Origin of the sequence: Ramlibacter aquaticus (assembly GCF_015159745.1) — a bacterium.
GTDB lineage: Bacteria > Pseudomonadota > Gammaproteobacteria > Burkholderiales > Burkholderiaceae_C > Ramlibacter > Ramlibacter aquaticus.
This window is the reverse complement of sequence record NZ_JADDOJ010000013.1, coordinates 52,682-61,795: the sequence shown is the minus strand read 5'-3', so window position 1 is coordinate 61,795 and position 9,114 is coordinate 52,682. Positions and strand designations below refer to the sequence as shown.

At 70.2% G+C, this 9,114-nt stretch carries 9 protein-coding genes; 5 read left to right on the top strand and 4 right to left on the bottom strand.

Annotation, left to right across the window (positions count from 1 at the left end):
* The first annotated feature begins 84 nt into the window (after positions 1-84).
* Both IM725_RS05190 and IM725_RS05185 read left to right on the top strand, forming a co-directional pair.
* On the top strand, positions 85-1,080 hold the full coding sequence (locus tag IM725_RS05190; protein ID WP_193779509.1) for a tripartite tricarboxylate transporter substrate binding protein: 996 nt from the start codon (positions 85-87) through the stop codon (positions 1,078-1,080).
* Between the two features lie 2 nt (positions 1,081-1,082).
* Entirely contained in the window at positions 1,083-2,315 is a 1,233-nt protein-coding gene (locus IM725_RS05185; RefSeq protein WP_193779508.1) for a flavin-dependent oxidoreductase, read from the top strand.
* A 60-nt stretch (positions 2,316-2,375) separates the two neighbouring features.
* Here the strand turns inward: IM725_RS05185 and IM725_RS20610 are convergent, their stop codons facing one another.
* A complete protein-coding gene (locus IM725_RS20610; RefSeq protein WP_193779507.1) occupies positions 2,376-2,942 on the bottom strand; it encodes a hypothetical protein in 567 nt (188 codons plus the stop codon).
* 106 nt (positions 2,943-3,048) lie between these two features.
* Here IM725_RS20610 and clpB point away from each other — a divergent pair, with 106 nt between their 5' ends.
* Positions 3,049-5,673 (top strand): ATP-dependent chaperone ClpB, encoded by a 2,625-nt coding sequence (gene clpB, locus IM725_RS05175; RefSeq protein WP_193779506.1) that lies wholly within the window; start codon positions 3,049-3,051, stop codon positions 5,671-5,673.
* 68 nt (positions 5,674-5,741) lie between these two features.
* Here the strand turns inward: clpB and IM725_RS05170 are convergent, their stop codons facing one another.
* Positions 5,742-6,401: a peroxiredoxin gene (locus IM725_RS05170; protein WP_193779505.1), complete on the bottom strand. Its 660-nt coding sequence runs from the start codon at positions 6,399-6,401 to the stop codon at positions 5,742-5,744.
* A gap of 180 nt (positions 6,402-6,581) precedes the next feature.
* Here IM725_RS05170 and acuI point away from each other — a divergent pair, with 180 nt between their 5' ends.
* A complete protein-coding gene (gene acuI, locus IM725_RS05165) occupies positions 6,582-7,562 on the top strand; it encodes an acrylyl-CoA reductase (NADPH) (protein WP_193779504.1) in 981 nt (326 codons plus the stop codon).
* An 84-nt stretch (positions 7,563-7,646) separates the two neighbouring features.
* On the top strand, positions 7,647-7,787 hold the full coding sequence (locus tag IM725_RS05160) for a DUF3096 domain-containing protein (protein WP_193779503.1): 141 nt from the start codon (positions 7,647-7,649) through the stop codon (positions 7,785-7,787).
* Between the two features lies 1 nt (position 7,788).
* Here IM725_RS05160 and IM725_RS05155 read toward each other — a convergent pair whose 3' ends face one another.
* Both IM725_RS05155 and IM725_RS05150 read right to left on the bottom strand, forming a co-directional pair.
* Positions 7,789-8,571: an SDR family oxidoreductase gene (locus IM725_RS05155; RefSeq protein ID WP_193779502.1), complete on the bottom strand. Its 783-nt coding sequence runs from the start codon at positions 8,569-8,571 to the stop codon at positions 7,789-7,791.
* A 70-nt stretch (positions 8,572-8,641) separates the two neighbouring features.
* The gene (locus IM725_RS05150; protein ID WP_193779501.1) at positions 8,642-9,055 is read right to left on the bottom strand and encodes a J domain-containing protein; all 414 of its coding nucleotides are present in this window, start codon (positions 9,053-9,055) and stop codon (positions 8,642-8,644) included.
* Positions 9,056-9,114: the final 59 nt, after the last annotated feature.

The window sequence follows — 9,114 nt, the reverse complement described above, 5'->3', positions numbered from 1 at the left end:
AAAGGGCTGGGGATCAGGGATTGCTAGGATTGTGCCTTGCGGTCTGGCGTCGGCATGATCGTTAGCATACCAACCAGGACGCCGATGTTCACCAGAATCCTCCGGTTCGCCGCCGCGCTCTCCATCGCGGCCGGCTTCGCCGCGGCCCCGGCCGCGCACGCCCAGTCGCCCGCCACGGGCAGCAGCGGGGGCCAGGGCACCCTGCGCCTTATCGTTCCCTTCACCCCCGGGACGGGCATCGACCTCATCGCCCGCACGGTCGCGCCACGCCTGGCCGAGAAGCTGGGCCGCGCCGTCGTGGTCGAGAACCGGCCTGGCGCCTCGGGCAACATAGGCACCGAAGCCGTGGTGCGCGCGCCGGCCAACGGCACCACGCTGCTGGTGAGCGTGAACACCCTGGTGATGAACCGCAGCCTCTACCCCAAGCTGCCCTTCGACCCGGTGCGTGACCTGGTGCCGGTCTCGCTCACCAGCTGGGGCCAGCTGGTGCTGGTGGCCTCGCCGCACACGGGCTGGCACAGCGCGGCGGACCTGCTGGCCGCGGCGCGCGCGCGGCCGGGCGCGATCAACTACGGCAGCCCCGGCGTGGGCACGCCGCACCATCTCTCCATGGAACTGCTCAAGGCCACCAACAAGGTGTTCCTGACCCACATTCCCTACCGCGGCACCGCACCCCTGGTCACCGAGCTGGTCGGCGGGCAGGTCGACGCCGCCTTCCTGCCCATCCACGTCGCGCTGCCCCTGATCCGGGCCGGCCGGCTGGTGCCGCTGGGCATAGGCAGCGCCAAGCGCCACCCGCTGCTGCCGCAGGTGCCCACGCTCGCCGAGGCGCACGCCGGCCAGGTCGACGTGGACATGTGGTACGGCATCTTCGCGCCGCCCGGCACGCAGCCGCAGGAAGTGACCCAGCTCAACCAGGAGCTGCGCGAGATCCTCGCCGCGCCCGCCGTCAAGACGGCCTTCGAGAACCAGGGCATGGACCCGGCCACCAGTTCGCCTCAGGAGTTCCAGCGCCTGGTCGAGAAGGACGCGGCGCGCTGGGCCCAGGTCATCCGCGCACAGGGCATCACGGCGGAATGAGCATGGCTGAACCGAACAAGCCGGAAGTGGCCATCGTCGGCGGTGGCATCGGCGGGCTGGCCCTGGCGCTCTCGCTGCACCGCGTGGGCATCGCCTGCCAGGTCTACGAGGCCGTGCCCGCGCTGCAGGAGGTGGGCGTGGGCATCACCCTGCTGCCGCACGCCATGCGCGAGCTGCAGACCCTGGGCCTGGCCGGGCAGGCCGAGGCCGCCGGCATCGAGAACCTGGAGAGCGTGTTCTTCAACCGCTTCGGCCAGTACATCTACCGCGAGCCGCGCGGACGCCACGCCGGCTACCCCTTGCCGGAGGTGGGCATCCCGCGCGGCCGGCTCCACCGCATCCTGCTCGATGCTTTCCTGGAGCGCGTGGGCGCGGACCGCCTGCACCTGGGGCGGCGCTTCCAGGCCCTGACGCAGGACGAGCAGGGCGTGACGCTGGGCTTCGCCGATGGCAGCAGCGCCACCGCCTCGCTGGCCGTCGCCAGCGACGGGGTGAACTCGGCCGTGCGAGCCCAGTTCTACCCCGGCGAGCCGCTGGCCTTCGGCGGCATCAACACCTGGCGCGGCGTCACCGTGCGCCCACCCATCCTGACCGGCCGCAGCTACATGCGCATCGGCTCCATCAACACCGGCAAGATGGTGATCTACCCGATCGCCGACAACGTGGACGGGCAGGGCAACCAGCTCATCAACTGGGTGGCCGAGATCCGCCGCGAGGGCGCGGCCATGAACGACTGGAACCGGCCCGGCAACCCGGAAGACTTCGTCGAGCTCTTCGCGAGCTGGCGCTACGACTGGCTGGACGTGCCCGCGCTGATCCGCGGCGCCCAGCGCGTCTTCGAATACCCCATGGTCGACCGCGACCCGGTGCCGCGCTGGACCTTCGGCCGCGTGACCCTGCTGGGCGACGCCGCCCACCCGATGTACCCGCGCGGCTCCAACGGCTCCGCGCAGGCACTGATCGATGCCCGGGTGCTGGCCGAGGGCCTGGCCGCCGCGGCGCAGCCTGCACAAGCCCTCCAGGCCTACGAGCAGGCCCGCCTGCCCACGACTGCGCGCATCGTGCAGACAAACCGCAGCGTGCCGCCCGACTTCATCAACATCCGGGTCGAGGAGCTGACCGGCGACCGGCCCTTCGGCCACATCGACGAGGTCATCAGCCAGGACGAGCTGCGCAAGCTGTCCGACGACTACAAGAAGGTGGCCGGCTTCTCGCTCGAGGCCGTGCGGCGCTGAGGGGCGCGCGCTGGCCGCGGGCACCGGCCCGGGCCCGGGCCCGGGTCCGGGCGGCTGGCCTCAGTTGAGCCAGCGGCCGCGCCGCGTGCCGTCGCCGCCGGGCTCAGCCGCCTCCTCCGGGAGGGCGGGCTGGCCCTCCATCGGGGCCCGCCAGTTGGCGCGCTCCACTGCCTGCTCCAGCAGCCGCACCAGCCCCAGGGCCAGGCGAGGCTCCAGCGTCATGGCGAAGCTGCGCGGCTTGGCCTTGCCGGGCAACTGCTCGTTCAGCGACAGCCGCAGCCGCCCGCCGGCCTGCAGCTCGGCATCCACGTCGGTGACCAGCAGCGGCCGTGCGCCCAGCGGCAGCGCGGCCGGCTTGTCGGCGTAGGGCGTCTCGAAGTCGGCGTCCAGCAGCAGCTGCTCCATGCGGAAGTCGGCCAGCATGCGCTTGAGGTCCTCATCCTCCACCGGGTTGCCGTCGCGCTGGAGCACCAGCCGGGTCTGCAGGCGCTGCAGCAGGGGCCCCAGGCCCACCATCAGCCGGCGCGTGAGCCAGAGCCGGATCTCGTGGGCGCCAGCCGTGTTCAACCGCAGCAGGATGCGGTCCTGCTCGGCAAGGTAGCTGACCGCGAGCTGCCTGATCTTCATGGCTTCTTGATTTTAGTCAGCGCATGTTCCCCGGGGTGGGCCAGCATGCATCTTGAAAAACGCGGGCCCCAGCCTGAACTGACCCGCAGAACGGAGCTGAACGCCCATGCGACTCGACAAACTGACCACCAAGTTCCAGGAAGCCCTCGCCGAGGCCCAGACCCTGGCCCTGGGCGGGGACAACGCCTATATCGAACCGGCCCACCTGCTGGTGGCCATGCTGCGCCAGGAGGACGGTCCCCGGGCCTTGCTGCAACGCGCGGGGGTGAACACGCCGGGGCTGCTGGCGGGCGCGGAGGGCGCCATGCACAGGCTGCCCCAGGTGCAGGGCCAGGAGCAGGTGCAGGTCGGCCGCGACCTGGTGAGCCTGCTGCAGGCCGCCGAGAAGGAGGCGCTCAAGCGCGGCGACCAGTTCATCGCCAGTGAGCTCTTCCTGATCGCCCTTGCCGACAGCAAGCAGGACATCGCCCGCATCGCGCGCGAGAACGGGTTGTCGCGCAAGGCCCTGGAATCCGCGGTGGACGCGGTGCGCGGTGGCCAGAAGATGGACAGTGCCGAAGCCGAAGGCCAGCGCGAGTCCCTCAAGAAATACTGCCTGGACCTCACCGAGCGTGCCCGGCTGGGCAAGCTGGACCCGGTGATAGGCCGCGACGACGAGATCCGCCGCGCGATCCAGGTGCTGCAGCGGCGCACCAAGAACAACCCGGTGCTCATCGGCGAGCCCGGCGTCGGCAAGACGGCCATCGTCGAGGGCCTGGCCCAGCGCATCGTGGCCGGCGAGGTGCCGGAGTCGCTGAAGAACAAGCGCGTGCTGTCGCTGGACATGGCGGCCCTGCTGGCGGGCGCCAAGTACCGCGGCGAGTTCGAGGAGCGGCTCAAGACCGTGCTCACCGAACTGGCCAAGGACGAGGGCCAGACCATCGTCTTCATCGACGAGCTGCACACCATGGTGGGGGCCGGCAAGGCCGAGGGCGCCATGGACGCGGGCAACATGCTCAAGCCGGCGCTGGCGCGCGGCGAGCTGCACTGCGTGGGCGCGACCACGCTGGACGAGTACCGCAAGTACATCGAGAAGGACGCCGCGCTGGAGCGCCGCTTCCAGAAGATCCTGGTCGGCGAGCCCACGGTGGAGGCGACCATCGCCATCCTGCGCGGGCTGCAGGAGAAGTACGAGGCCCACCACGGCGTGGACATCACCGACCCGGCCATCGTGGCCGCGGCCGAGCTCTCGCATCGCTACATCACCGACCGCTTCCTGCCCGACAAGGCCATCGACCTCATCGACGAGGCCGCCTCCAAGATCAAGATCGAGATCGACTCCAAGCCCGAGGCCATCGACCGGCTGGACCGCCGCCTGATCCAGCTGCAGATCGAGCGCGAGGCCATGAAGAAGGAGAAGGACGAAGCCTCGCAGAAGCGGCTCGGCCTGATCGAGGAGGAGATCGGCAAGCTGGGCAAGGAGATCGCCGACCTGGAGGACATCTGGAAGGCCGAGAAGGCCACCGCCCAGGGCAGCGCGCAGATCCGCGAGGAGATCGACAAGGTCAAGTTCCAGATCGAGGAGTTCAAGCGCAAGGCCGACTTCAACAAGGTCGCCGAGCTGCAGTACGGCCGCCTGCCGGAGCTGGAGAAGAAGCTCAAGGACGCCCAGGCGCAGGAGAACGACAAGGCCAAGACCGGCCGCCCGCAGCTGCTGCGCACCCAGGTCGGGGCCGAGGAGATTGCCGAGGTGGTGGCCCGCGCCACAGGCATCCCGGTGTCCAAGCTGATGCAGGGCGAGCGCGAGAAGCTGTTGCTGATGGAAGACCGCCTGCACCAGCGCGTGGTCGGCCAGGACGAGGCGATCAGCGCGGTCGCCAACGCGATCCGCCGCTCGCGCTCCGGGCTGTCGGACCCGAACCGTCCGACGGGAAGCTTCCTGTTCCTGGGCCCCACCGGCGTGGGCAAGACCGAGCTGTGCAAGGCGCTGGCGAACTTCCTGTTCGACAGCGAGGAGCACCTCATCCGCGTCGACATGAGCGAGTTCATGGAGAAGCACTCGGTGGCCCGCCTGATCGGCGCGCCCCCGGGCTACGTGGGCTACGAGGAGGGCGGCTACCTGACCGAGGCCGTGCGCCGCAAGCCCTACAGCGTGATCCTGCTCGACGAGGTCGAGAAGGCGCATCCGGACGTGTTCAACGTGCTGCTGCAGGTGCTGGACGACGGCCGCCTGACCGACGGCCAGGGCCGCACCGTGGACTTCAAGAACACCGTGATCGTGATGACGAGCAACATCGGCTCGCACCGCATCCAGGCCATGGTGGGCAAGCCCTACGAGGACGTGAAGGAAGCGGTGTGGGACGAGCTCAAGAGCCATTTCCGGCCCGAGTTCCTGAACCGCATCGACGAGACCGTGGTGTTCCACGGGCTGGGCGCGCAGGACATCGCGAAGATCGCCGCGATCCAGCTGCAGGTGCTGCAGCAGCGCCTGGCCAAGATGGACCTGGCGATGGAAGTGACGCCGGCCGCGCTGGAGGAACTGGCCAAGGTCGGCTTCGATCCGGTGTTCGGGGCGCGTCCGCTCAAGCGCGCGATCCAGCAGCGCATCGAGAACCCGCTGTCGCGGCTGATCCTGGAGGGCCGCTTCGCGCCCAAGAGCCAGATCCGCGTCGAGGTGGACCCGGTGCGCGAGCCCGGCGTCTTCCACTTCGAAGGCGCGCTGGCGGCGTCGCAGGACGCAGCGCACGCCTGAGCCCGGCGGCGTCCGGGCATGAAAAAGGCGGCCCTGGGGCCGCCTTTCTTCTTGGGCGTGCCCGGCGCTTACTCGGGGCTCTTGACGATGCGCAGGTAGGGCTTGGGCGCCTTCCAGCCGGCGGGGAACAGCTTCTTCGCATCCTCGTCGTTGACCGAGCCCGAGATGATCACGTCCTGGCCCTTCTGCCAGTTGGCCGGCGTGGCCACCTTGTACTTGGCCGTCATCTGCATGGAGTCGATCGCGCGCAGGATCTCGTCGAAGTTGCGCCCCGTGGTCATGGGGTAGGTCATCATCAGCTTGATCTTCTTGTCCGGGCCGACGACGAACACGGTGCGCACGGTGGCGTTGGCCGCGGCGGTGCGGCCGTCCGCACCGCCCGCTTCCTCGGCGGGCAGCATGTTGTAGAGCTTGGCGACCTTGAGCTCGGGGTCACCGATCATGGGGTAGTTGACCTTGGCGCCCTGGGTCTCCTCGATGTCGGCGGCCCACTTGCTGTGGTTGTCCACCGGGTCCACCGACAGGCCGATCAGCTTCACGTTGCGCCGGGTGAACTCGGGCTCGATGCGGGCCATGTAGCCCAGCTCCGTGGTGCACACCGGCGTGAAGTCCTTGGGGTGCGAGAACAGCACGACCCAGGAATCGCCGATCCACTGATGGAAATCGATCGCTCCGTGCGTGGTCTGGGCCTGGAAGTTGGGCGCGGTGTCGTTGATGCGCAGGGACATGGTGGCTCCTTGTTGTGGCTGGGTTCTCTGGAAAAACCGGGCAGCGCGGCAGGGCCGCAGGCTGCAGCGGGGATTGTGCGGCAGCCATCGCGGCCGCGTTCCACCGATTTGGAATTTGCATATGAACGGATGGGAGAAGCGGCCGTTGGTATGCTCGCGGCCAGCAACAAGGAGAGCCCCATGTTCCAGGCCCTGGTCCTCGAGAAGAACCCCGATTTCAGCGCCAGCGTGCGCGAGGTGGACGACAGCTTCCTGCCCGACGGCGACGTCACGGTGGCGATCGGCTGGTCCACGCTGAACTACAAGGACGGGCTGGCCATCACCAACCGCTCGCCGGTGGTGCGCAGCTGGCCCATGGTGGCCGGCATCGACGGCGCTGGTATCGTGCTGGAAAGCAGCTCCCCGCGCTGGAAGGCCGGCGACGCGGTCATCCTGAACGGGTTCGGCGTCGGCGAAACACACAAGGGCTGCCTGGCGGGCAAGGCCCGGCTCAAGGGCGAGTGGCTGGTGCGCCGGCCCGAGGCCTTCACCGAGCGCCAGGCCATGGCCATCGGCACCGCGGGCTACACCGCGATGCTGTGCGTGCTCGCCCTGGAGCGGCACGGCGTGAAGGCCGGCGATGGCGAGGTGCTGGTGACCGGCGCGACGGGCGGGGTCGGCTCGGTGGCGGTTGCGCTGCTGTCGCGCCTGGGCCATCGCGTGGTGGCCGCGACCGGCAAGGCGAGCGAGGAGGCCTACCTCAAGTCCCTGGGCGCGACCGCGGTGATCGACCGCGCCGAGCTCGCGGCCCCGGGCAAGCCGCTGCAGAAGGAGCGCTGGGCCGCGGTGGTGGACGCGGTGGGCAGCCACACGCTGGCCAATGCCTGCGCCCAGGTGCGCTACGGCGGCGCGGTGGCGGCCTGCGGGCTGGCGCAGGGCTTCGACCTGCCGGCCACGGTGATGCCCTTCATCCTGCGCGGCGTGGCCCTGCTGGGCGTGGACAGCGTGATGGCCCCGCTGGCGCGCCGCGAGGAAGCCTGGACCCGCCTGGCCCGCGACCTGGACCCCACGCTGCTGGAGGCCATCACCAGCGAAGTGGCGCTCGCGGACGCCATCGCCGCGGCCCAGCGCCTCATGGCCGGGCAGGTGCGCGGCCGCATCGTGGTGCGCACCGGCGTCTGACGCCCGGCGTCGCCCGCCGACTACGGCCCGGCCCGCGCGGCTGGGCCAGGATGCGCCTGATCGTCACCCCACGAAAGGCGCGCCATGAACCTCGACCTTCCCCACATCGGCCCGGTGGCCGCGCTCGTGGCGGGCGTGCTCATCCTCCTGATCCCGCGGCTGCTCAACTACATCGTCGCGATCTACCTGATCGTGATCGGCGCGGTCGGCCTGTTCGGCCGCTGAATCAGCCCTTGAGCTTGCCGGCGTAGCTGGCGTACAGCTTCTGCATGCCGCCCAGCCAGCGGTCGTAGTCGGTCGCCTTGGCCAGCGCGTACTGCGCCACCACGGGGTGGGGCAGCACCAGGAAGCGCTCCTCGCGCATGGTGTCCACCACGTCCTGGGCAACCTGCTCGGCCGAGAGCACGCCGTTGATGCCGGCCGAGCCGGCGCCGCCGGCCGTCATGTCGGTCTGCACCGACTGCGGGCACAGGCAGGAGACGCGGATGCCGCGGCGGCCGTAGGCGATGCGCAGCCATTCGGCCGCGGCCACGGCCGCGTGCTTGGTGACGCCATAGGGCGCCGATTCCACGATGTTGAGCAGGCCGGCCGCCGACGCCGTGACCACGAAGTAGCCCTCGCCACGCTCCAGCATCTCGGGCAGGACGGCGCGTGCGGCCCAGATGTGGGCCATGCCGTGCACCTCCCACATCTTCTGCCAGAGCGCGTCGTCCAGCTCCAGCCCGCCCGGGCGGCCCAGGATGCCCGCGTTGGACATGAAGATGTCGATGCGGCCGAAGCGCTGCCGTGCCGCCGCGGCCAGGGCCTGGATGTCCGCCTCGCGGCTCACGTCGCAGGCGATGGCGACGGCCTGCGGCCCGATCGCCGCCGCGACGCCCTGCGCGCGCTCCAGGTTCAGGTCGGCGACCACGATGCCTTGCGCGCCCTCGGCCGCGAATTTTTGGGCCAGTGCAGCGCCTATGCCGCTGGCGCCGCCGGTGACGACGGCGACCTTGCCTCGAATGTCCATGGTGTGCTGTCTCCTTGACGCCGCAGTATGCGACGCCGCCGGCCGCCGGGCCAGCCACGCAGGCGACAGGTCAGCGCGCGGGGGTGGCGCTGGTGAGCACCTGGCCGGCGGCGCGAACGCCCGGCATGTAGCTCTTGTAGACCACGGTGCCTATCGCCGCCGCGCTGAAGGCGATGGTGCCGAACAGCAGCCACCAGGGCCAGGCGCGGTCGTGGGCCCGCACCTCGTCCAGGCTGGCCGGCCGGCTGTGGCTGAAGCCGGAATCCAGGGCACGGTCGTAGTCGGCGCGCTGGGCGGGATCGGACAGCACCGCGTAGGCCTGGTTGATGGCGGCCATCACGCGCTCGGCGTCGGCATTGCCGCGCTGCTTGTCCGGGTGGAACTGCTGGGCCAGCCGGCGGTAGGCCGCGCGCACGCCTTCGGGCCGCTCGCGGCGCGAGACGCGCAGCAGCTCGTAGTGGGTGATCGTGGCCCCGGTGGTCATGCTGCGGAAAGTATAGTGACGGCCCCGTGTCCGGCGCGGCTTGCAGCCTGTCCAGGCCC

What these genes read in the sequence shown, in the direction of transcription:
- IM725_RS05155 (WP_193779502.1), bottom strand. Translation starts at nt 8,571, where the DNA reads ATGGACATTCGAGGCAAGGTCGCCGTCGTCACCGGCGGCGCCAGCGGC.
- clpB (WP_193779506.1), top strand. Translation starts at nt 3,049, where the DNA reads ATGCGACTCGACAAACTGACCACCAAGTTCCAGGAAGCCCTCGCCGAG.
- acuI (WP_193779504.1), top strand. Translation starts at nt 6,582, where the DNA reads ATGTTCCAGGCCCTGGTCCTCGAGAAGAACCCCGATTTCAGCGCCAGC.
- IM725_RS05160 (WP_193779503.1), top strand. Translation starts at nt 7,647, where the DNA reads ATGAACCTCGACCTTCCCCACATCGGCCCGGTGGCCGCGCTCGTGGCG.
- IM725_RS20610 (WP_193779507.1), bottom strand. Translation starts at nt 2,942, where the DNA reads ATGAAGATCAGGCAGCTCGCGGTCAGCTACCTTGCCGAGCAGGACCGC.
- IM725_RS05185 (WP_193779508.1), top strand. Translation starts at nt 1,083, where the DNA reads ATGGCTGAACCGAACAAGCCGGAAGTGGCCATCGTCGGCGGTGGCATC.
- IM725_RS05190 (WP_193779509.1), top strand. Translation starts at nt 85, where the DNA reads ATGTTCACCAGAATCCTCCGGTTCGCCGCCGCGCTCTCCATCGCGGCC.
- IM725_RS05170 (WP_193779505.1), bottom strand. Translation starts at nt 6,401, where the DNA reads ATGTCCCTGCGCATCAACGACACCGCGCCCAACTTCCAGGCCCAGACC.
- IM725_RS05150 (WP_193779501.1), bottom strand. Translation starts at nt 9,055, where the DNA reads ATGACCACCGGGGCCACGATCACCCACTACGAGCTGCTGCGCGTCTCG.